Here is a 21,527-nt window from a genome sequence, read left to right on the forward strand (position 1 = left end):
TCCTCGCGGGCGGAGAAGGCTAGCCGGCGCCGGCCGCATCCGCCTCTTCGACCAAACGGCGTTCGCCTGGAAGCGCGGGCCAGGAGCTCAGTCCAGGAGCTCGATCGAGCGCTCGTCGAAGCGGGGCTCTTCCCGCCCGAGCCACACGAAGAGGTAGCGCTGGGGGGAGGCCTTCGGATGGGACTCGAAGTAGCCCACCCCGTCGCGCAGGCCGTAGGGGCCACAGATCATCGCGGTGGGCTCCGCGGCCCGCCACTTGGCGGTCTCGTCCCGGTACTTCTCGGTGGGCGCGATCGTCCAGGTCTGCTTGGCCGGGTCGCCGAGATCGACGCCGCCCCCGCGCCGCACCACGCAGCCCTTGCGGATGCGGGGCACGAGCTGCGGGAAGAAGCGCTTGCGGATCGCGTCGCCGACCGTCTCGCGGGGCTTCTTCGCGAAGACCTGGAGGATCGGGGTGCCGCGCGCCGCGGCCGAGGCGTTCCGGACGTCCACGATCTCGGCGCCGCGCGCGGCGAAGTGCGGGCCGCCGGCGCCGCAGCTCTCGACGAGCAGGCGCACGCCGAGGGTCGCATCGGCGAAGGGCTGCCAGTGGCAGCCCGGCCGCGCCGGGCGCGAGGCCTCCCAGCGGGTGAGGGTGAGCCCCGCTGCCCCCCAGCTCCCGGGATCGAAGTGCGAGGGCACGAGCTGGTTGCCCGCGCGCAGCCAGGTCGTCGGGCCGGGCAGGGCGCCGCTCGCGTCGGGCGTGTCCCACTCGACCCGCAGCTCCGTGCCGGACGCGCCCCAGCGGCCGGGCCGGCGCTCGACGCCACGGCCGAGGCGCACGATCTCGAGCTGCGCCGTCCCGTCGGCGCGCAGCTCGAGCGTGGTCGGAGCGGCAGGGCCGCCCGGGTCCGGGGCGGAGTCGGCCTGCGGATCGGCCGCGGCGCCTGGGCGCGAGCCCGCCCCGGTGTCCGCCTTCGCGGCCGCACCGGGCCGTGCTGCGAACACGCCGACGAAGCCCGATGCCTCGCGAGCGGCGGCCTGTGCCGCGGCCCGCGCGGCGGCTTCGTCGGCAGCGCTCGGCGCCGGGGGCGCGGTCGCGGCCGCACAGCCCGTGGTGAGCGCGAGCGCCGCCAGGATCGCGAGCGCGCGCCGGGCGGCGGGCCGGTCGCGCCGCGGGGGCGGGACGCTACCGTTCGCGGCGTCGTGGGGCGGCATCGGGAGGGCAACGTAGCGGGGAGCGCGCGGCTGCGGTGGCGGCGCGCCGCGCTGGGCGCCCTCGTGGCGCTCGCGCCGGTGCTGCCCGCGCTCGACGCCGCGGCCCAGGGGGCGCGCGGCCGCAGCGTCGCGCGGAGCCCCAGCGGGACCAGCCGCACGATCGTGGTGATCGAGGACCTCGACGACGCCCGCGGGTACTCGACGATCGTCGACCGCAAGCGCCCCGCCCTCGACCGTATGGACGGCACCCTGCGCTCGCACGGCAGCGAGGCGCGCGTGGCGGCCTTCCTCGAGAACGGCGACCTCCAGCTCGTGGACGAACGCGTCCGCTACGGCGACGACGGCGGCACGGCCCGCAACCGCTACTACGCAAGCGACGGCAAGCTCGTGTACTTCGAGTCCGTGCGGGTGCGCCCGCGCGAGGTCGGGAAGGGCGAGCTCCCGGCCCGTGACGAGGTGATCACCGTCCTCGCCTTCGCCAGCGACGGGCGGCTCGTGGGCAGCGAGAAGACCGTGAACCGCGAGAAGATTCCCCTGCCCTCCACCGACGAGACCGGCATCCGCAGCCGTTTCGCGGCGCTCGTGGCCGAGGTCGCCGCGGGGCGCGCCACCCAGGCGAAGGCAGGCCAGCGCTGACCGCACCCGCGCCTCGCGGCGCGCGAAGCCCGAAGGAGACCCCTTGGCCCAGCGGAAGAAGAAGGCCGCGCGCGACGTCGAGAAGGACTATCCCCGCGCGCAGTTCGTCGCGAAGCTGCGCCGGCTCGCCGATGCGCTCGAGGAGGGGCGGCGCTTCCAGATCCGGATCGCGGGCGAGCGGGTCTCCATCCCCTCGACGGCCTCGATCACGCTCGAGCACGAGCGCGGCGACGGCGAGGAAGAGGTCGAGTTCCAGCTCGCGTGGCGGCTCGACGATGCGCCGGCCGGCCCGAGCGCCCGCCGGCGCCCGGCGAGCCGCCGGCGAGCGAAGCGCCTCCGCTAGGAAGCGGCGCGGAGGTGTCAGGCGCCCCGGCGCCGGCGCGCGGCGCCGACGAGCAGCGCGTGTACGCGCGGGTCGTCGCCGAGCTCGGGGTGGAAGGTCGCCGCGAAGCGGTCGCCCTGGCGCACCAGCACCGGCTCGCCATCGACGCGCACCAGCACCTCGACGCCGGGCCCCGGCTCGCGCAGGCGCGGCGCGCGGATGAAGACGCAGCGCAGGCCCGCGAGGCCGGCGGCGGCGCCGGCGTCGGCGGGGGCGATGAACGAGTCCACCTGGGTGCCGTAGGCGTTGCGCACCGCGACGACGTCGACGAGGCCGAGGCTCGGCACCGGGTGGTGCTCGACCGCGCGCGCCAGCAGGATCGCGCCGGCGCAGGTGCCGAGCACGGGGTGCCCCGAGTCGGCGAAGGCGCGCAGCGGATCGAAGAGCCCGAGCCGCTCCATGCCCTTCGCGATCGTCGTGCTCTCGCCGCCCGGGAGCACGAGTGCGTCGAGGCCGTCGAGCTCCTTCGGCTCGCGCACGAGGCGCGCCTCGGCGCCGGCGCGCGCGAGCGCCTGCGCGTGGGCCGCGAAGTCGCCCTGGATCGCGAGGACCCCGATCACCGGCTTCACGGCGCCGCGCCCTTGCTCACCAGCCGCGGTTGGCGAGCCGCTGCTCGTCGCCGAGGGTCGACATCTCGATGCCCTCCATCGCCTTGCCGAGCCCGCGGCAGGCCTCGAGCACCTGCTTCGGGTCCTCCCAGTGGGTGCAGGCGCGCACCACCGCCCGGGCGCGCGCGGCGGGGTCGGCGCTCTTGAAGATCCCCGAGCCCACGAAGACCGCCTCGGCGCCGAGCTGCCGGCAGAGCACCGCGTCGGGCGGCGTCGCGATCCCGCCGGCCGCGAAGTTGGGCACCGGGAGCCGCCCGTTCTCGGCCACGAAGCGCACCAGGTCGAGCGGCGCCTGCAGCTCCTTGGCGCGGGTCGGGAGCTCCTCGGGCGCGGTCGTGGTGAGCCTGCGGATCTCGCCGTTCACGGTGCGCAGGTGGCGCACCGCCTCCACGATGTTGCCGCTGCCCGCCTCGCCCTTGGTGCGGATCATGGCCGCCCCCTCGGCGATCCGGCGCAGCGCCTCGCCGAGGTTGCGGGCGCCGCACACGAAGGGCGACTTGAAGTCGTGCTTCCAGACGTGGTGCTCCTCGTCGGCCGGGGTCAGCACCTCGCTCTCGTCGACGAAGTCGACGCCGAGCGACTCGAGCACGCGCGCCTCGGCGAGGTGCCCGATCCGCACCTTCGCCATCACCGGGATCGAGACCGTGCGCTGGATCGCCTCGATCACCTCGATCGACGCCATGCGCGCCACCCCGCCCTCCTTGCGGATGTCGGCCGGCACCCGCTCGAGCGCCATCACGGCCGCCGCGCCGGCGTCCTCGGCGATGCGCGCCTGCTCGGGGGTGGTCACGTCCATGATCACGCCGCCCTTCAGCATCTCGGCGAGGCCGACCTTCAGCGCGAAGGCCTCCGCGCCGCTGCGCCCGTTCGAGCCGTTGCCCTGGTTGCTCATCGTTCCTCCTGGCCTGGCCGCTGCCGCTCGGGCAGCCGCCGCCGTCTCCGTCCTTCCTACACCCTCGCGTCGTCGCCGACGAGATGCGTCGCGCCCGCCCGCAGCCGCTCGCGCACGACCCGGCCGAGGGCGGCCACCCCGCGCCGGATCTCCTCCTCGCCGGCCAGCGCGATCGAGAGCCGCAGCCCGCTCGAGGGGCGCGGGTCGCTGCGGAACTGGAAGCCGGGCGCGAAGAGCACGCCGGCGCGCACGGCGTCGGGCAGCAGCTCCGCGCTGTCGACGAAGCCGGGCAGCTCGACCCAGAGCTGGAGGCCGCCCTCGGGCTCGGTCCAGCGCACGCCGTCCGGCATCTCCCGCGCGAGCGCCTCGAGCAGCGCGTCGCGCCGTCCGCGCAGGGTGCGGCGCACGCGCGCCAGGTGGCGCTCGTAGCCGCCGTTCGCGACGAACTCCGCGAGCGCGGCCTGCAGCACCCCGGCGCCCCCGAGGTGGCTCGCCTGCTCGAGCGCGAGCAGCGCCTCGACGATCCGCCCGCGCGCCGCGATCGAGCCGACGCGCGCGCCCGGGAAGAGCGACTTCGAGAACGAGGCGAGCTGCACGACGAGCCCGCGCTCGTCGAGGGCGGCCAGCGACGGCACGGGCTTGCCGGCGTAGCGCAGGTCCATCTCGAAGGCGTCCTCGACGACGGGCTTGCCGGCGCGCCCGGCCGTCGCGAGCAGGGCCCGGCGGTGGGCGAGGCCGGTGCTCGTGCCGAGCGGGTTGTGGAAGGTCGGCATCGTGTAGAAGAGCTTCACCTCGGGCCGCTCGAGCACGCGCTCGAGGACGGCGAGGTCCGGCGCTCCGTCGCGCACCGGCACCGGGACGGCGCGCAGGCCCTGCGCGGCGAGCACCGAGAGCACGTTGTGGTAGGTAGGCTCCTCGACCGCCACCACGTCGCCGGGTGCCGCGAACAGGCGCAGCGCGAGCGCGATGCCTTCGCTGGCACCCTGGGTGACGACGACCTCGTCGGCCGAGATCTGCAGGCCCGTCTCGCGCAGCCGCGCGGCCAGCACCGCCCGCAGGCCGGGGTGCCCCTGCGGCGGGCCGTAGCGGAGCAGCTCGCCGCCCTCGCGGGTCAGCACGCGGGCGAGGGTCTTGCGGAACTCGTCGGCGGGATAGAGGGCGGGGTCGGGCACCAGGGAGTGGAGCGGCACCGCCCCGGCCGGCGCTGCGTAGCGCACCCGGGCACGCTCGAAGTCGAGCAGGCGATCGACGAGCGGCGAGAGCACCGGCTCGAAGGGAACCGCCGCCGGCGCGTGCTCGGGCCGGCGCACGAAGCTGCCGCGCCCGACCGTGGACTCGAGCCGGCCGTCCCGCGCGAGCGCGTCGTAGGCGAGCGCCACCGTGTCGCGGTTCACGCCGAGGGTGCGCGCCAGGGCGCGGATCGTCGGCAGCCGGTCACCCGGACCGAGCCGGCCGGCTTCGATCTCGGCCCGGAACCAGGCCGCGATCTGCTGGTAGACCGGCCCTGCCCGGCCGCTGCCGCTGTCGTCGCGTTCGAGCGGGATCTGCACCACGGGCGGCAGGGTAGTAGCGGGACAATGATCCAGTCAATCAGGCCAATGCAAGAGTTTCATTGCCCATTTTTTCTTCATCGACCGCAATTGACCTGCCTCGGAAGGGCCCGGGCCAGCAACGCGACGCCGAGGGCGGTCGCGGCCGCCGAGCCCACGAGGATCCCCACCTTGGCGCCGGCCTTCAGCTCCGGCGCCTCGAAGGCGAGCGCCGCGACGAAGAGGGCGACCGTGAAGCCGATGCCGGCGAGGCAGCCGGTCGCCACGACCTGCAGCCAGCCGACTCCCCGCGGCAGCTCGGCCACCCCAAGCCGCACCGCCAGCCAGGCGAACAGCGTGATGCCCGCGGGCTTGCCGGCGACGAGCCCGAGCGCGACCCCGATCGCCACCCGCAGCGGCAGCGGCTCGGCGAGCTTCGCGAGCTCGATCGGCACGCCCGCGTTCGCGAGCGCGAAGACGGGCATGATCACGAACGCCACCACGGGGTGGAGGCGCTGCACGAGCTCGTCGAGGGGCGAGAGCGACGCGCGCGCCGCCCGGCTCACCTGGCGGGCCAGGTCGTGGCGCCGGTGCCCGTCGGGGTCGCCCTCGCCCTCGAGGAGGTCGCCGCCGCGCTCGAGGAGCGCGACGGCGCGGCGCACGAAGCCCCGGCGCTCGGCCGGCGGATCGAGCGGCCGCGCCGGGGTCAGGAAGCCCAGCGCCACCGCCGCGATCGTGGCGTGCACGCCCGAGGCGTGGACCGCGAGCCAGACGCCGATCCCGGCGGCGAGGTAGACGCCGTAGGCGCGCACCCCGGCGCGGCCGAGCCCGGCCACGAGCGCGAGCCCCGCGGCCGCGGCGCCGAGCCACGCCATCGACAACGACTCGGTGTAGAAGAGCGCGATCACCGCCACCGCGCCGATGTCGTCGGCGATCGCCAGCGCGAGCAGGAAGACCTTCAGCCCGGGCGCCACGCGCGCGCCGAAGACCGAGAGCGCGGCCACCGCGAAGGCGATGTCGGTGGCCATCGGGATGCCCCAGCCGCGCAGCGCCGGGCCGTCCCAGTGGAAGGCGGCGTAGAGGCCCGCCGGCACCACCATGCCACCGGCGGCGGCCACCACCGGCAGGAGCGCGCGGCTCGCCGACGAGAGCTCCCCGACCGCCAGCTCGCGCTTGATCTCGAGCCCGACGACGAAGAAGAAGACCGCCATCAGGGCGTCGTTCACGAAGTGCTCGAAGCCGAGCGCGAGCTCCCAGGGGCCGATCCGCAGCGCGAGCGGCACGTGCAGCAGGGCCTCGTAGAGCGGCGCCCACGGCGAGTTGGCCCAGACGAGCGCGACCCCGGTGGCGGCGAGCAGCAGGATCGTGCTCGCCGCCTCGAGCTCGAGGAAGCGCTGGAGCGGCGCGCCGGCGCGCTCGAGCAGGCGCGGCGCGGGGCGCTCGCTCACGCGCCGGCCTCCTCGGCGCGGCTGGCGTTGTGGCGGTTCATCGCGCGTGCGACGCCCTCGACGAGGATCGCCTCCACGGCGTCCGCGGCGCGCCCGACGTGCGCGTCGAGCGCCGCGCGCTGCTCGGCGTCGAAGGGCGCGAGCACGTAGTCGACCGGGTCGGCGCCGGCCGGCGGCCGGCCGATCCCGAAGCGCACGCGCGGGAAGTCGCTGCGGCCGAGCCGCTCCTGGATGTCGGCGAGGCCGTTGTGCCCGCCCGCACCGCCGCCGGGCCGCACGCGCAGGCGGCCGAAGGGCAGATCGAGATCGTCGTAGACGACGACGAGACTGCTCGCGAGGTCGCCGAGCGGCAGCGCGTCGACCGCCGCCACCACCGCCTGGCCCGAGCGGTTCATCCAGGTCTGGGGCTCGAGCAGCCCGACCGCGACCCCGCGGGCGTTGCCCTCTCCGAAGAGGCCGGCGAAGCGCCGCTCGCGCCGCAGCGCGATCCGGTGCCGCTCCGCCAGCCTTTCGACGACGCGGAAGCCCGCGTTGTGCCGGGTCTCGGCGTACTCGGGCCCGGGGTTGCCGAGCCCGACCACGAGCTTCACGCCGCCGCCGCCGCTACTCGGCCTTCTTCTCGGGGGCCGGTGCCGCCGCGCCCTCGGCCGGCGCCGCGGCGCCCTCGGCCGGCGCCGCCGCCGCGGCCGCCTCCTCGGGCGTCGGCTCGGCCTGCGGCAGCGCCACGTGCACCACGCCGAGGTCGCCGTCGGTGACCAGCGCGACGCCCTCGGGCAGCACCAGCTCGCGCACGTGGATCACGTCGCCGACCTCGAGGTGCGACACCTCGACCTCGATCGCCTCGGGGATCGCGCGCGGCAGGCACTCGAGCGCCACCTCGCGCAGCGTGTGCTCGAGGATGCCGCCGAAGTCGAGCCCGCGCGGCTTGCCGACCAGGTGCACGGGCACGTCGACCGTCACGGTCCGGTCGAGGTCCACCGCGTAGAGGTCCGCGTGCACGATCGTGCCGCGCAGCGGGTGGCGCTGGAGCTCCTTCACGAGCGCCACCGTGTCCTTGACCTCGGGATGGCCCTCGACGGTCAGGTCGAGCAGCGTGTTGGCGCCGCCGGCGCGCAGGATCCGGTCGAGCGCGCGCGGATCGAGCGCGAGCGCGAGCGAAGGCCGGCCGCGGCCGTAGAGCACGGCCGGGATCCGGCCGGCGGCGCGCAGCTTGCGGGCGACGCCCTTTCCGGTGCCCTCGCGGGCCTCGACGACGAGTGCGGTCTCGGACACGGTCTCTCTCCTACACGAACAGGGAGCTCACGCTCTCTTCGTTGGTGATGCGGCGGATCGCCTCGCCGAGCAGGTTGGCGATCGAAACCACGCGGATGCGCTCACAGGCGCGGGCGCTCTCCCGCAGCGGGATGGTGTCGGTCACGATCAGGGTCTCGAGCTCGCTCTTCTCGATCCGCTCGATCGCGGGGCCCGAGAGCACCGGGTGCGTGATCGCGGCTCCGACCGCGAGCGCGCCGTGCTCGCGCAGGGCGCGGGCGGCCTCGCTGAGGGTGCCCGCGGTGTCGACCATGTCGTCGACGATCAGGCAGTTCTGGCCCTCGACGTCGCCGATGATGTGCATGATCTGGGCGACGTTGGCCTGCTCGCGTCGCTTGTCGATGATGGCGAGCGGCGCGTCGAGCCGCTTGGCGTAGGCGCGCGCGCGCTCGACGCCCCCGGCGTCGGGCGAGATGATCGTGACCTTCGAGCCGAAGGCCTCGCGGATCGCCGGCAGGAGGACCGGCGTCGCGTAGAGGTTGTCGACCGGGATGTTGAAGAAGCCCTGGATCTGGCCGGCGTGCAGGTCGATGCACAGCACCCGGTCGGTGCCGGCCACGGCGATCAGGTCCGCCACGAGCTTGGCGGTGATCGGCACGCGCGGCGCGACCTTGCGGTCCTGGCGCGCATAGCCGTAGTAGGGGATCACGGCCGTCACGCGCCGGGCCGAGGAGCGGCGCAGCGCGTCCACCATGATCAGGAGCTCCATCAGGTGGCGGTTGGCGGGCGCCGCGGTCGACTGCAGCACGAAGCAGTCGAGCCCGCGCACGTTCTCCTGGATCTCCACCTGGATCTCGCCGTCGCTGAAGCGCTCGACGCGCGCGCGCCCGAGCGGCAGGCCGAGGTAGCCCGCCACCGACCCGGCGAGGGCCGGGTTGCTGTTTCCCGCGAAGAGCTTCATCCGCAGCATCGCGCGCCTCGATGGTGGAGGGCCCTGGCTGGGGCGGGAGGACTCGAACCTCCACACACGGCTCCAAAGGCCGCTGTCCTACCGTTAGACGACGCCCCAAGTCGCCGGAAGGCTACGGAAGTCGGTCAGGGCGAGCCCGCGGTCCGGCCGACGTGGACGCGATCGGTCGGCTGCCAGGGGATGCCGGCGGCCGCCGCCCGCGCTGCGTCGAGGTCGTCGAAGACGCCGAACACGGTCGGCCCGCTGCCCGACATCCCGACGGCCCGGGCCCCTGCCCGCCCGATTTCCATCCGCAGCCGCACGATCGCGGGGGCCAGGCCCGCCGCCACCGGCTCCAGATCGTTTCCGAGCAAGCTGGCCAGGAGCGTCTGCCCCCGGGCCGCCGACGGGTCGAGCCCCGCCAGCCGGACCGGAAGCGGCGGCATCCTACGGTTCGGCTCCGGGGGCGTCAACGCGCCCGAATCCTGCGTCGCGCCGCGCGGATGCGCCCGGTCCCAGGCCCCGAAGACGGCAGCCGTGGCGAGCCCCGGCGACGGGGTCGCCACGACCACGGCAAGCGGCGGGACGCCCGCGAGCGGCTCGATCTCGTCGCCGATGCCGCGGACGAGCGCCGGGCGGGGGTCCAGGAAGTACGGGACGTCCGCCCCGAGCGAGACGGCGAGAGCCCCGAGCCGGGCCGCGTCGAGAGCTCCCGGGAAGCGGCCGGCGAGGGCGCGCAGGACGGATCCGGCGTCGCTGGACCCACCCCCCATCCCGGCCCCGACCGGGATGCGCTTCGCGAGCGCGATCCGCACCTCGGCCGTGAGGCCCGCGGCGGCGAGGAAGCCCTCCGCTGCGCGGCTCGCGAGGTTGCGCGCGCCGGCCGCGAGCTCCGCGGGCCCGCCCTCGACGCGCAGCTCGACGCGCGTCGCCCCGGCCGCCTCCACGTCGATCACGAGCGAGTCGCACAGGTCGAGCGGGACGAAGACGCTCTCGAGCTGGTGGTAGCCGTCCGCCCGCACCCCGGTGACGCGCAGGCCGAGGTTCAGCTTCGCGGGCGCCTCGACGCGGATCGGGCTCAACCCCGGGGCGCCCGGCTCGCCTCCACGAAGCGCATGCGCAGCTCGTAGAGCACGGCCTCGAGCATCCGGCCCTCCTCGGCGTCGAGGTTGCCGCGCGTCTTCGCCTGGAGCAGCTCGAGGATCTCGATGTCCTGGCGCGCCGCCGGCAGGTTCGGCGCCGGGGGCGCGCCGGCCTCGGGATCGGCGGCGAGGCCCAGGTGGTAGAGCGCGGTCACGAAGAACGAATGGACCAGCGTGGCGAAGTCCACCTGCGGCCCAGGCGCCGGCGCCTGGGCGGGCTCGGGCTCCGCCGTCGGCCCGGCCGGGCGGGCGGGCTCCTCGTCGCTGGCGCCCGCGCTCGCGCGCTTGTCGACCACCACGAAGCCCTTGTCCGAAGGCTCGCTCATCCGGCCGTCCCCCCCGTCGGCGAGCCCGGCTCGAGGCGGGCGAGCTCGCGGTAGGCGAGCGAGAAGCGGTAGGCGACCGTGGCGACGCCGAGCACGGCGAGGATCCAGAGCGCCTCGACCAGGAAGCCCGACACCGCCCCGACGCCCAGCACGAAGAGCCGCTCGCCACGCTCGAGGAGCCCGCCATGGAACGAGCGCACCCACTGCTCGGCGCGGGCCTTCGCGTAGGAGGTGAGCACGGCGGCGATCAGGGCGATGCCCGCGAGCAGGACGGTGCCGGCGTCGCCGTGCGCGGCGAAGTGCAGCATCACGCCGAGCAGGATCGCCATGTCGGCGAGGCGGTCGAGGGTCGAGTCGAGGAAGGCGCCGAACGGGGTCGCCGTGCCGTGCCGGCGCGCCACCACCCCATCGACCAGGTCGAACAGCCCGCCGGCCAGGATCAGCCAGGCGCCGAGCCCGAAGCGGCCGAATGCGAACGCGGTCGCAGAGCCCAGCGAGATCAGGGTGCCGGCCACCGTCAGCACGTTCGGGTTCACCGGGTGCCGGACCAGGAACGGGAAGGCCGCAGCGATCCAGCCGTCGATCCGATCCCCGAACTTCGCCTTGATCACGGCCGGCTCCTCAGCGGGCGGCGCTCAACGCGGCTCGCCCTTGGCGTCGGGAGCCGGGCTCTCGCCGGGCTCGGGGGCGTCCTCGGTCGGCGCGACCTTCGCCGAGACGTCCGGCAGCTCGGCCAGCGCGCGCTCCAGGTCCTTCTGCCCGATCCAGCCGCGGCGATCGAGCATGCGGCGATCCAGGCGCAGCTTGCGCAGGGCGGGGTCGATCAATGGGGGCCCTCCTCGGTTCAAGCGGGCGCGCAACCTAGCAAATTGACAGCAGGAGGGCGTCTGGTAGGGTCCGCGGCGACCTGTGATGAAGGGGTTCGCGATGGGGTGCCAGCGCTCTGCGAGCGTCGTCCGATGGGTCACGAGGAGCGGTCGAGCGGCCGGGCAGGTGGCCGGCGCCCTGGCCGGAGCCGGATTCGCGCTGGCCTGCGCGAGCTCCCCTCCGCCCCCCACCTTCGAGGACCTGCCCTCCGCCGAGGTGCTCTACGAGCGGGGCCAGGAGGAGATGGCCGAGGGAGGCGGCGGCTTCTGGTTCCTCTCCGGCGACTACACCGACTCCATCGAGACCTTCCAGGACATCATCGACAACTACCCCTACAGCGAGCAGGCGGTGCTCGCCCACCTCGCGATCGGCGACGCCTACTTCAAGCAGGGGAAGTACGAGGAGGCCATCTCCTACTACCGCGACTTCGTGGAGCTGCACCCCGAGCACGACCGGGTGCCGTACGCGATGTACCAGACCGTGATGTCCTACTACAAGCAGAGCCGCGACGCCTCGCGCGACCAGACCGCGACCCAGGAGGCGCTCACGCACCTCGACCGGCTGCTCGCCCGCTTCCCGAGCTCGCAGTACGCGCAGGAGGGCGAGACGCTCTGGAAGGAGCTGCGCACCCGCCTCGGCGAGCACACCATGCGGGTCGCCGACTACTACTACGACAACGACGAGTACGGCTCGGCGGCCGAGCGCTACCGCCAGCTCCTCGACCAGTACCCCGGGCTCGGCCTCGACGCGGAGGCCCTCTACAAGCTCGGTGTCTGCTACCAGAAGATGAACCGCACCGAGGAGGCGCGGAAGATCTTCCAGGTGATCCTCGACAACTACGAGGGCACCGACGTCGCGGAAGCCGCCGCGGATCTCGTTCCGGCCGCGAACTGAGGAAGACCCCCGCCTCGGGTGCGGCGTGAGCGCAGGATCTCGCGGGCCGCGTTGCGGCCGCAGGCGCCCATGACGCCGCCGCCCGGGTGGGTTCCCGCGCCGCACAGCCAGAGTCCCGCGATCGGCGTTCGATAGCGCGCCCAGCCCGGGAGCGGGCGCAGGAAGAGCAGCCGGTCGAGCGTCATCGCGCCGTGGAAGAGGTTGCCGCCGGTGAGGCCGAAGACCTCCTCGAGCTCGGGCGGACCGAGCACGTCCCGATGCAGGACGCTCGCCGAGAAGCCCGGCGCCACCTCGTCGACGAGCGCGAGCACGCGGTCGGCGAAGCCGTCGCGCTCGCGGGCCCAGCGTTCGCGCGCGAGCGCGGGCGGCACGTGCTGGACGAAGAGCGAGGCGACGTGGCGCCCGGCCGGCGCGAGCGAGGGGTCGAGGGCGGAGGGGAGCGTGAGCTCGATCATCGGCCGCTCCGCCAGGCGGCCCCCGGCGGCCTGTGCGAAGGAGCGTTCGAGCGCGTCGAGGTCGTGGGTGCCCACGTGGATCGTGCCCGCGTGCTCGGGGCCCGGGCCCTGCGCGGCCGGGGGGCCGCCCCGGAAGACCGGCAGCCGATCGAGCGCCAGGTTGATCTTCACGACCGGGCTGCGGAAGTCGAGCGTCGCGAGCTCGCGCGTGATCTCGGCGGGCAGGGCCTTCGCGCCGACCAGGCCGAGCAGGGTGTGGGCCGGGTCGGCGCCCGACACGACGAGCGGCGCTTCGAAGGAACGCCCGTCGGCGAGCGTCACGCCCCGCACGCGCCCGTCGTGGACGTCGATCGACGCCACGGGCGCCCCGGTGAGGATCTCGGCGCCGGCCGCACGCGCGGCGCCGGCGATCGCCTCCGAGAGCGCGCCCATCCCGCCCTGCACGTAGGCCCATACGCCGCGCGCTCCGCCCGTCTCCCCCATCACGTGGTGGAAGAGCACGTAGCCGGTGCCCGGCGTCGAGGGTGCCGCCCAGGCGCCGATCAGCGCGTCGGTGGCGAGCGTGGCGCGCAGGGGCTCGCTCTCGAACCAGGCGGTGAGCGTGTCGCGCGCCGGTGCGAGCAGGAGCCGCGCCACGCGCGCGGCGTCGCGGCGCAGGCCGAAGGCGCCGCGCGCGAGCCGCGCGAGCAGCGGAAGGTCCGCGGCGCGCAGGCGCGCCGGGTCCGGCGGCGGCGCGTCGAGCAGCGGCTCGAAGGCGCGGGCCGCGCGATCGAGCAGGGCTTCGTAGCGCGGGTAGGCCTCGGCGTCGCGGGCCGAGAAGCGCGCGATCTCGCGCCGGCACAGGGCCGGATCGGAGCCGAGGAGCAGGCCGCGGCCGTCGGGCAGCGGCGTGAAGGAGGAGGGGTCGCGGCGGAGCAGGTGGAGGCCGCGGCCCGGGAGCCCGAGCTCCGCGACGACCGCCGGGCGCAGCAGGCCGGCGACGTAGGCCGCGCGCGAGACCCGGTAGCCGGGCCAGAGCTCCTCGGTGACGCAGGCCCCACCGACGCGATCGCGCCGCTCGAGCACGAGCGTGCGCAGCCCGGCGCGCGCCAGGTAGGCGGCGGTCACGAGGCCGTTGTGGCCGGCGCCCACCACGATCGCGTCGGTTCCGGGCATGCCGGCGATTGTTACACTTGCCGCGCGTTTCGAGGGGGGGGAATGCCGGGCGTGGGCGCACAATTGCCGCCGGGCATCGTCGATCTGGCCGCCGCCGCGATCCTGGTGGCTGCGATCGTGCGCGGGCTCTGGATCGGCCTGGTCCGCGAGGCCTTCTCGCTGGCCGCGCTGGCCTGCGCCGTCTTCGCCGTGCGCCGCTTCGCCGAGCCGATCGCCGGCGACCTCGCGGCCAGCTACCAGCTCGACCCCCTGCTCGCGACCGCGATCGCCGGGGCCGGCGTGGCGGTCGCCGCGATCCTGCTGGTGGCGGCGGTCGGCTTCGTGATCCGCCGGCTGATCCGCGCCTCGGGCCTGGGCCTCGTCGATCGCGTCGGCGGTGCCGTGCTCGGGGCCTGCGAGGGTGCCCTCTTCGTCGCGCTGATCCTCTTCGGGATCATCACCGTGACGGGCCGCAACGACCCCCTGATCGCCGGCACCCGCAGCCTCGCCGCCTTCGAGGCGCTCGAGGGCTCGTTCGGGCCGCCTCCGGCCGCTCCCGCCGAGGAGCGCTAGCCGGGGTCCACCCAGCGCCCGTGGCTCCGGATCAGCTCGACGAGCCGATCGGGCGCCTCCGCCTCGGGGACGTGCCGCTCGATGCAGGCGTGGCCGACGTAGAGGTTCACGAGCCCGGGCCCCGAGCCGACGTAGCCGAAGTCCGCGTCCGCCATCTCGCCAGGCCCGTTCACGATGCAGCCCATCACGGCGATCTTGACGCCCTTCAGGTGTTGCGTGCGCTCCTGGATGCGGGCGGTCGTCGTCTCGAGGTCGAAGAGGGTGCGGCCGCACGAGGGGCAGGAGATGAACTCGGTCCAGGTCGTGCGCAGGCGCGCCCCCTGGAGGATCCGGTAGGCCGTCTCGAGCGCGTCGCCCGCGCGCTCGAAGCCGGCGCGCAGGGGCAGGGCGATGGCGTCGCCGAGGCCGTCGCAGAGCAGCGCGCCGAGGTCGAGCGCGGCATCGAGCAGCGCCTCCGCGTCGGAGCGGCCCGGATCGTCGCGGTGGACGAGCACCAGCGGGGCGCCGTCACCGCGCGCCCGCAGCCCCGCGGCGACGAGCCGGACGGCCGCGACCGGGCGGGGCACGTCGACCGAGAACGCGATGCGCTCGAGCCCGGCAGCGCGTGAGGCCGCGAGCGCCCGGTCGAGGCCCGCGAGCAGCGCGGCGGGGGCGCCGGCGAGCGACCACTCGACGGCGACGCCGGCCGCCTGCGCGGCGCGTGCCGCCGCGGCGAGCCCGTCCCCGGAGCCGTCCACGGGCAGGACCCAGCACGCACCGGTGTCCTTCGCCTCCGCCGCCAGCTCGAGGGGCAGGCGCAGCGCGAGCGGGGCGCCGAGGCCGTGGCGCGCCAGCGCGGCGGCGAAGGCGCGTACGCGGTCGAGCGCGGCGTCGCCGGCGACGTCGAGGCGCAGGCCCTCGCAGGTGATCTCACGGCGTGCGGCGAAGGCGTCCGCGAGCAGCCAGGCGGCGCCCTCGGGCTCGGCGGGCGGCGCGCCGAGCGCGAGCTCTGCGCGCACCGGCTCCGTGGCGCCGAGCGCGAGCGGGCCGAGCGCGAGCGCGCTGCTCGGGCGGCGCGCGAAGGCGAAGGGACTCTCGACGAAGGGGGCCGCGGGATCCAGGTCCGGATCGACTTCGCCCGGCGCCGCCGCGCGGCGCGTCACCGGCAGCGCGCGGCGTGCCAGCGCCCGCGCGACCGGGATCTCCTTCACGGGGTCCTCGGTGAGCGACACCCGGATCGTGTCGCCGAGGCCGTCCTCGAGGAGCGAGCCGATCCCGATCGCGCTCTTGATCCGGCCGTCCTCGCCGCCGCCCGCCTCGGTGACCCCGACGTGGAAGGGGTAGTCGCCGCGCCCGGCGCCCCGGGCGGCGCGTTCGGCGAGCCGCGCGGCGAGCATCCGGTAGGCGTGGATCGCCACCTGCGGGTTGCTGGCCTTCATCGAGAAGACCACGTCGAAGTAGCCCTCGTCCTCGCACACGGCCACGAACTCGAGCGCGCTCGCGACCATGCCCTGCGGCGTGTCGCCGTAGCGGTTCATGATCCGGTCGGAGAGCGAGCCGTGGTTGGTTCCGATGCGCAGGGCACGGCCCAGCTCCTTGCAGCGGCGCACGAGCGGGCGGAAGCGCTCGGCCACGCGCTCGAGCTCCTCGGCCCACTGCGCGTCGTCGTACTCGCGGGCCTCGAACCTCTTCTTGTCGGCGAAGTTGCCGGGGTTGATGCGCACCTTCTCGACCCAGCGCGCCGCCTCCAGGGCCGCATTCGGCGTGAAGTGGATGTCGGCGACCAGCGGCACGCGCACGCCGCGGCGCGTGAGCTCGGCGCGGATCTCGCGCAGGGCCTCGGCGTCGCGCAGCGAGGGCGCCGTGATGCGCACGATCTCGCAGCCGGCGGCTGCCAGCCGCTCGCTCTGCGCCACGGTCGCGGCCACGTCCTGGGTGTCGGTGGTCGTCATCGACTGGACGCGGACCGGGTTGGCGCCGCCGATCCCGACGTCGCCGACCTTCACCTCGCGCGTCACCCGGCGGCGCGGCGCGAAGGGATTCCCGGGGAAGGGGAGGCTCACGACCCCGCCTTCTCCCGCACCAGCGCGCGCAGCCGCTCGAAGGCCTCGTCGATCTTGCCCGGGTCGCGCCCGCCGGCCTGCGCGAAGTCGGGGCGCCCGCCGCCCTTGCCGCCGACGATCGCGGCCGTCTCGCGGATCAGGTCGCCGGCCGCGAGCCGGCCCTTGAGATCGGGCGTCACGCCGAGCGCCAGCGTCACACGGCCGTCGGCGGGCGCCGCGAGCAGCACCACGCCGCTGCCGAGCCGCTCGCGCAGCTCGTCCACCATCGCGCGCAGGCCGTCGCCGGCCACGCCCTCGACCTTCGTCGCCAGCACCTTCACGCCGGCGATCTCCTCGACCTGCGCGAGCAGGTCGCCCGAGGCCGCGCGCCGCTGCTCGCCGCGCAGCGCTTCGAGCTCGCGCTCGAGCGTGCGGCGCTCGTCGAGCAGCTTCTCGACGCGCTGCTCGAGGTCGCCGACCGGTGCGCGCAGGAGCTCCGCGGTGCGTTCGAGGGCGTGCTCCTGCTCGCGCCAGCGGCGCAGCGCCTCGGCCCCGGTCAGCGCCTCGACGCGCCGTACGCCCGAGGCGACACCGCCCTCCGAGACGATCTTGAGCACGCCGATGTCGCCGCTGGCGCGCGCGTGCGTCCCTCCGCAGAGCTCCTTGGAGAACTCCCCGAAGCTGACCACGCGCACCTCGTCGCCGTACTTCTCGCCGAACATCGCGATCGCGCCCGCGTCGATCGCGTCGCGGTAGGAGAGCTGCTCGACGCGCGCGGGCGCGTTCTCGCCGATCCAGCCGTTCACCAGGTCCTCGATCGCCTCGAGCTGCGGGCGCGTGAGCGGCGCGTCGTGGCTGAAGTCGAAGCGCAGCCGGCCCGGCGTCACCAGCGAGCCGCGCTGGGTGGCGTTCGGGCCGAGTACCTCACGCAGCGCGCTGTGCAGCAGGTGCGTCCCGGAGTGGTGGCGCACCGCGCCGAAGCGGTGCATCGAGTCGACCACGAGGCGCACGGGCTGATCGACGTGGAGCGTGCCGCGCACCACCTTGCCGCGGTGCACGACGAGCCCGCCGGCGGGCCTCTGCACGTCCTCCACGTCCACGCGGCCGGTGGCGGTCTCGAGGAGGCCGCGGTCGCCCACCTGGCCGCCGCTCTCGGCGTAGAAGGGCGTCTCCTCGACGATCACCTCGACCGTGTCGCCCGCGCGCGCCTGCTCCACGCCGGCGCCGCCCGACACGAGAGCCAGGACGCGCGAGTCGGCGGCGAGCCGGTCGTAGCCGACGAAGCGCGTCTCGAAGTCGGCGGCGAGCTGCCCGTAGAGGGGGCCCACGGCCGCCGTGCCGCTGCCCTTCCAGGCTGCGCGCGCACGCTCGCGCTGCTCGTTCATCGCGGCCTCGAAGCCGGCGTGGTCGAAGCCGAGCCGGTGGCCGGCGAGGATGTCCTCGGTCAGGTCGACCGGGAAGCCGAAGGTGTCGTAGAGCTTGAAGACGACCTCGCCGGGCAGGGCCTCGCGGCCCCCGGCGCGCGCCTTGCGCAGCTCCTCCTCGAGCAGCGCCAGGCCCTTCGCGAGGGTCTCGCCGAAGCGCTCCTCCTCGCGCCGCACGCGGTCGGTGATGTAGCCGCGCCGCTCGACGAGCGCCGGGTAGGCGTCGCCCATCTCGTCGATCACGGCGTCCGCCACCGCGAAGAGGAACGGGCGCTCGAGGCCGAGCAGCACGCCGTGGCGCGCCGCGCGGCGCAGGACGCGGCGCAGCACGTAGCCACGGCCCTCGTTCGAGGGCAGGACGCCGTCCGCGATCAGGAAGGTCACCGCGCGCGCGTGATCGGCGACCACGCGCAGCGAGACGTCCTTCTCGGGATCGCTCCCGAGCCGCACGCCCGAGAGCTCCTGCGCGCGCGCGAGGATCGGCTGGAAGAGATCGGTGTCGTAGTTCGAGCGCACGCCCTGGAGCACGGAGGCCACCCGCTCGAGGCCCGCGCCGGTGTCGATCGAAGGCTTCGGCAGCGGGGTCATCGTGCCGCCGGCGTCGCGGTCGAACTGCATGAAGACGAGGTTCCAGATCTCGAGCCAGCGCCCGCAGTCGCACGACGGGTCGCACGCGCCGCCCTGCGGGCAGCCGGCCTGGGGGCCCCAGTCGTAGTAGATCTCGGAGCAGGGGCCGCAGGGGCCGGTGTCGCCCATCTGCCAGAAGTTGTCGGCCTCGTCGAGGCGCGTGATCCGGTTCGCCGGGATGCCGACCTCGCGGGCCCAGAGCTCGGCGGCCTCGTCGTCCTCGCGGAAGACCGTGACGAAGAGCTTCTCGGGGGGGAGCTTCCAGGCCCCGGTCAGCAGCTCCCAGGCCCAGACGATCGCATCGCGCTTGAAGTAGTCGCCGAAGGAGAAGTTCCCGAGCATCTCGAAGAAGGTGTGGTGGCGTGGCGTGCGGCCCACGTTCTCGAGGTCGTTGTGCTTGCCCGAGACGCGCATGCACTTCTGGGAGGTGACGGCGCGCCGGTACTCGCGGGTCTCCTCGCCGAGGAAGAGGCGCTTGAACGGGACCATCCCCGCGTTCGTGAAGAGGAGCGTCGGGTCCCCCTCGGGCACGAGCGGGGCGCTCGGGACCACCCGGTGGCCCCGCTCCTCGAAGAAGCGCAGGAAGGACGCGCGGATCTCGCGGCTGGACGGGGGCAAGCCCGGGGACTCCTGTGCGCAAGGGCACGGGGAGTCTAACGGAATCCCCCGGCGGGCTGCGCGGCGGCGGGGCTCGTGCGGGGCGCCGGGCTAGAAGCGCTCGAGGTCGATGTCGCCGCCCGGGGCGTCGTCGGGCTCGGGCTTCTCGGCCTCGGCCTGGCCCCGGTCGCCCTCGCCGCCGTCCTTGTCGAAGTCGTCCCAGGTGCCGTCGGAGGTGGAGGCGATGCCGCGGAAGCGCAGCGCGAAGTCGTCGGGGTTGGAGACGTGCTTCAGGGCCTCCTCGTAGGTCACGAGGTTGCCCTTCACGAGGTGCATGAGCGACTGGTCGAAGGTCTGCATGCCGTAGGTCGTGAAGCCCTTCGAGATCGCGTCGTGGAGCTCCTTGGTGCGGTCCTTGTCGGCGATCAGCTCGCGCACGCGCGCCGTGGTCACCATCACCTCGAGCGCCGGCACGCGGCCCTTGCCGTCGGCGCGCGGCACGAGCCGCTGCGAGATCACGCCGCGCAGGATCGAGGTGAGCTGGAGCCGCACCTGCTTCTGCTGGTAGGGCGGGAACACCGAGATGATGCGGTTGATGGTCTCGGTGGCGTCGAGGGTGTGCAGGGTCGAGAGCACCAGGTGGCCGGTCTCGGCGGCCAGGAGCGCGGTCTCGATGGTCTCGTAGTCGCGCATCTCGCCGACCAGGATCACGTCGGGATCCTGGCGCAGGGCCGCGCGCAGCGCGTTGGCGAAGCTCTGGGTGTCGACGCCGATCTCGCGCTGGTTCACGATCGAGCGCCGGTCCCGGATCAGGAACTCGATCGGGTCCTCGATCGTCATGATGTGGCAGGTCCGGCTCGAGTTGATGTGCTCGATCATCGCGGCGAGCGTCGTCGACTTGCCCGAGCCCGTGGTGCCCGTGACCAGGATGAGGCCGCGCTGCTCGTTGGCGACCGACTCGACCACGTTCGGCAGGTGGAGCTGCTCGATGGTCTTGACGCCGAAGGGGATCACGCGGAACACGATCCCGATCGTGCCGCGCTGCTGGAAGACGTTGACGCGGAAGCGGCCGAGCCCCGCGATGCCGTAGGCGAGGTCGCACTCGCGGTTGGTCTCGAAGCGGTCCTTCTGGACCGGGTTCATGATCCCGCGCGCGATGCCCTCGAGCTGCTCGGGCAGCAGGCGCTCGGCGTTCTTGAGCGGCACCAGCGCGCCGTCGACGCGGAAGATCGGCGGCAGGCCGGACTTCAGGTGGATGTCCGAGGCGCCGCCCTTGAGGGCGATCTTGAGGATCTCGTTCAGCTCGAGCGACATCGCGGCCGGTGCCCCTCTCGACGTCGTCCGGGGTGGCGGGACGACTCCCCGGCCGTTTCGTCCGGGAGGGGGCCGCCCTTGAGGCTCCGGGCGCCGGGGCGCTGCCGCCCCCGAGGGGTCAAGCGGGTCGCGCCACCAGGGCCGCCGCCCCGGGCTCCGCGCGACCAGGTCCGGGGTTCTGCGGCATTCTCTCTCCCATGCAACGCCGTCCCGCGTGCCCGGAGATCTCCGCATGACCCTGACCCGGCGGCTCGATTCGATGCTCCACCACCAGCTCGCGCGCTGGGAGGAGGTCTCGCGCCGGCTCGCGCGCCGTCCGAGCGTGGCGATCGCCAGCCTGCCCGGCGCCGGCGGCGAGGCCCTCGGCCGCCAGGTGGCCGAGCGCCTCGGCTTCGCCTGCTTCGGGCGCGAGATCGTCGACCAGATCGCCGAGCGGCGCGGGATCCCCGAGGAGGTCCTGCACGGCCTCGACGAGCGGGTCCGCAGCGCCGTCGACCGCTACTTCACCGACTCCTTCCAGGGCCAGCGCTTCACCGAGGACGAGTACCTGAAGGAGGTGGAGCGCTTCGTGCTCCCGCTGGCGCGCGTCGGCGGTGCGGTCTTCGTGGGCCGCGGCACCGCCTTCGTGCTGCCGCCCGAGAGGACCCTGCGGGTGCTCGCCGTCGCGTCGCGCCCGGCCCGCGTCGAGCGCTTCGCCGCCGAGCGCGGGCTCTCCGCCGCCGCCGCGCCCGACGCGCTGCGTGCCGAGGACGAAGCGCGCATCGGCTTCATCCGCCATCATTTCCACGAGCGCCTCGAGGACGCGGGCTCCTACGACCTGTCCCTGAACGTCGGCACCCTCGGCCTCGACGACGCAGCCGGTGTCGTCGTGGACGTCTACCGGCGGCGCTTCCCCGAGCGGTGAGCGCGGCCCCGCCGACCCTCGAGATCGAGTACTGCCCGCGCTGCCGGTGGCTCGCGCGTGCGGCCTGGCTGGCGCAGGAGCTGCTCACGACCTTCGAGGCGGAGCTCGGCGCCGTGACCCTGCGGCCGAGCCCGATCGCCGGCGCCTTCGAGGTGCGGCTCGCCGGCGAAACGATCTTCTCGCGCGCCTCGGCCGGCCGACACGTCGATGCGACGGAGCTCAAGCGCCTGGTACGCGATCGCGTGGCGCCCGGGCGCGACCTCGGGCACGTGGACCGCGGGCGCTAGCGGGAGCGGGGCTCGGGCCGAGCAGGCGCCGCTTCGATCTGCGAGGATCTGCCCCGAAAGGGGGTGCTCC

22 protein-coding genes and 1 tRNA gene are annotated in these 21,527 nt (G+C 74.7%); 6 read left to right on the top strand and 17 right to left on the bottom strand.

Annotated features, from left to right (window positions below; all coding sequences use genetic code 11):
* Positions 1-87 precede the first annotated feature (87 nt).
* Positions 88-1,197, bottom strand: coding sequence for a hypothetical protein (locus OZ948_04825; GenBank protein MEB2344042.1), 1,110 nt, complete (start codon positions 1,195-1,197; stop codon positions 88-90).
* Here OZ948_04825 and OZ948_04830 point away from each other — a divergent pair.
* Complete coding sequence (locus OZ948_04830; protein MEB2344043.1) at positions 1,186-1,833, top strand: hypothetical protein; 648 nt, start codon at positions 1,186-1,188, stop codon at positions 1,831-1,833. The two genes, OZ948_04825 and OZ948_04830, sit on opposite strands and share 12 nt — an antisense overlap.
* Before the next feature lie 43 nt (positions 1,834-1,876).
* The gene (locus tag OZ948_04835) at positions 1,877-2,176 is read left to right on the top strand and encodes an amphi-Trp domain-containing protein (GenBank protein ID MEB2344044.1); all 300 of its coding nucleotides are present in this window, start codon (positions 1,877-1,879) and stop codon (positions 2,174-2,176) included.
* A 17-nt stretch (positions 2,177-2,193) separates the two neighbouring features.
* On the opposite strand, the gene pdxT is transcribed toward OZ948_04835, so the two are convergent.
* The 12 genes from pdxT to OZ948_04895 form a co-directional block, all read right to left on the bottom strand.
* Positions 2,194-2,784 carry a pyridoxal 5'-phosphate synthase glutaminase subunit PdxT gene (gene pdxT / locus OZ948_04840; GenBank protein MEB2344045.1) on the bottom strand — a complete coding sequence of 197 codons (591 nt, stop codon included), beginning with the start codon at positions 2,782-2,784 and terminating at the stop codon, positions 2,194-2,196.
* 16 nt (positions 2,785-2,800) lie between these two features.
* Entirely contained in the window at positions 2,801-3,715 is a 915-nt protein-coding gene (pdxS, locus tag OZ948_04845; protein ID MEB2344046.1) for a pyridoxal 5'-phosphate synthase lyase subunit PdxS, read from the bottom strand.
* 56 nt (positions 3,716-3,771) lie between these two features.
* Entirely contained in the window at positions 3,772-5,268 is a 1,497-nt protein-coding gene (locus tag OZ948_04850; protein ID MEB2344047.1) for a PLP-dependent aminotransferase family protein, read from the bottom strand.
* A gap of 74 nt (positions 5,269-5,342) precedes the next feature.
* Positions 5,343-6,692, bottom strand: a complete 1,350-nt coding sequence (nhaA, locus tag OZ948_04855; GenBank protein ID MEB2344048.1) for a Na+/H+ antiporter NhaA — start codon at positions 6,690-6,692, stop codon at positions 5,343-5,345.
* Complete coding sequence (pth, locus tag OZ948_04860) at positions 6,689-7,282, bottom strand: aminoacyl-tRNA hydrolase (GenBank protein MEB2344049.1); 594 nt, start codon at positions 7,280-7,282, stop codon at positions 6,689-6,691. Before pth ends, nhaA begins: the two co-directional genes overlap by 4 nt.
* 13 nt (positions 7,283-7,295) lie before the next feature.
* Positions 7,296-7,964: a 50S ribosomal protein L25 gene (locus tag OZ948_04865; protein MEB2344050.1), complete on the bottom strand. Its 669-nt coding sequence runs from the start codon at positions 7,962-7,964 to the stop codon at positions 7,296-7,298.
* 10 nt (positions 7,965-7,974) lie between these two features.
* Complete coding sequence (locus tag OZ948_04870) at positions 7,975-8,913, bottom strand: ribose-phosphate pyrophosphokinase (protein MEB2344051.1); 939 nt, start codon at positions 8,911-8,913, stop codon at positions 7,975-7,977.
* 25 nt (positions 8,914-8,938) lie between these two features.
* Positions 8,939-9,012 (bottom strand) — tRNA-Gln (locus OZ948_04875).
* Positions 9,013-9,038: 26 nt separating this feature from the next.
* Entirely contained in the window at positions 9,039-9,974 is a 936-nt protein-coding gene (ispE, locus tag OZ948_04880; GenBank protein ID MEB2344052.1) for a 4-(cytidine 5'-diphospho)-2-C-methyl-D-erythritol kinase, read from the bottom strand.
* The gene (locus tag OZ948_04885; GenBank protein ID MEB2344053.1) at positions 9,971-10,360 is read right to left on the bottom strand and encodes a DUF1844 domain-containing protein; all 390 of its coding nucleotides are present in this window, start codon (positions 10,358-10,360) and stop codon (positions 9,971-9,973) included. Before OZ948_04885 ends, ispE begins: the two co-directional genes overlap by 4 nt.
* The gene (locus tag OZ948_04890; protein ID MEB2344054.1) at positions 10,357-10,971 is read right to left on the bottom strand and encodes a CDP-alcohol phosphatidyltransferase family protein; all 615 of its coding nucleotides are present in this window, start codon (positions 10,969-10,971) and stop codon (positions 10,357-10,359) included. The genes OZ948_04885 and OZ948_04890 overlap by 4 nt, the downstream gene beginning before the upstream one ends.
* A 24-nt stretch (positions 10,972-10,995) precedes the next feature.
* Positions 10,996-11,187, bottom strand: a complete 192-nt coding sequence (locus OZ948_04895) for a hypothetical protein (GenBank protein ID MEB2344055.1) — start codon at positions 11,185-11,187, stop codon at positions 10,996-10,998.
* Between the two features lie 166 nt (positions 11,188-11,353).
* Here OZ948_04895 and OZ948_04900 point away from each other — a divergent pair, with 166 nt between their 5' ends.
* Positions 11,354-12,121 carry an outer membrane protein assembly factor BamD gene (locus OZ948_04900; protein ID MEB2344056.1) on the top strand — a complete coding sequence of 256 codons (768 nt, stop codon included), beginning with the start codon at positions 11,354-11,356 and terminating at the stop codon, positions 12,119-12,121.
* Here the strand turns inward: OZ948_04900 and OZ948_04905 are convergent.
* Positions 12,064-13,731, bottom strand: coding sequence for an NAD(P)/FAD-dependent oxidoreductase (locus OZ948_04905; GenBank protein ID MEB2344057.1), 1,668 nt, complete (start codon positions 13,729-13,731; stop codon positions 12,064-12,066). The genes OZ948_04900 and OZ948_04905 overlap by 58 nt on opposite strands.
* 42 nt (positions 13,732-13,773) lie before the next feature.
* On the opposite strand from OZ948_04905, the gene OZ948_04910 reads away from it, so the two are divergent.
* Positions 13,774-14,283: a CvpA family protein gene (locus OZ948_04910; protein ID MEB2344058.1), complete on the top strand. Its 510-nt coding sequence runs from the start codon at positions 13,774-13,776 to the stop codon at positions 14,281-14,283.
* Here the strand turns inward: OZ948_04910 and ispG are convergent.
* The 3 genes from ispG to OZ948_04925 form a co-directional block, all read right to left on the bottom strand.
* On the bottom strand, positions 14,280-16,325 hold the full coding sequence (gene ispG, locus OZ948_04915) for a (E)-4-hydroxy-3-methylbut-2-enyl-diphosphate synthase (GenBank protein ID MEB2344059.1): 2,046 nt from the start codon (positions 16,323-16,325) through the stop codon (positions 14,280-14,282). The two genes, OZ948_04910 and ispG, sit on opposite strands and share 4 nt — an antisense overlap.
* The gene (alaS, locus tag OZ948_04920; protein ID MEB2344060.1) at positions 16,322-18,973 is read right to left on the bottom strand and encodes an alanine--tRNA ligase; all 2,652 of its coding nucleotides are present in this window, start codon (positions 18,971-18,973) and stop codon (positions 16,322-16,324) included. Before alaS ends, ispG begins: the two co-directional genes overlap by 4 nt.
* Before the next feature lie 90 nt (positions 18,974-19,063).
* Positions 19,064-20,266, bottom strand: coding sequence for a PilT/PilU family type 4a pilus ATPase (locus tag OZ948_04925; protein MEB2344061.1), 1,203 nt, complete (start codon positions 20,264-20,266; stop codon positions 19,064-19,066).
* A gap of 232 nt (positions 20,267-20,498) precedes the next feature.
* Between OZ948_04925 and OZ948_04930 the strand changes: the two genes are divergently transcribed.
* On the top strand, positions 20,499-21,170 hold the full coding sequence (locus OZ948_04930) for a cytidylate kinase-like family protein (protein ID MEB2344062.1): 672 nt from the start codon (positions 20,499-20,501) through the stop codon (positions 21,168-21,170).
* Entirely contained in the window at positions 21,167-21,457 is a 291-nt protein-coding gene (locus tag OZ948_04935) for an Rdx family protein (protein ID MEB2344063.1), read from the top strand. The genes OZ948_04930 and OZ948_04935 overlap by 4 nt, the downstream gene beginning before the upstream one ends.
* The last annotated feature ends 70 nt before the right edge of the window (positions 21,458-21,527 follow it).

This window comes from Deltaproteobacteria bacterium, assembly GCA_035063765.1.
In the GTDB taxonomy this organism is placed as follows: Bacteria; Myxococcota_A; UBA9160; order UBA9160; family PR03; genus CAADGG01.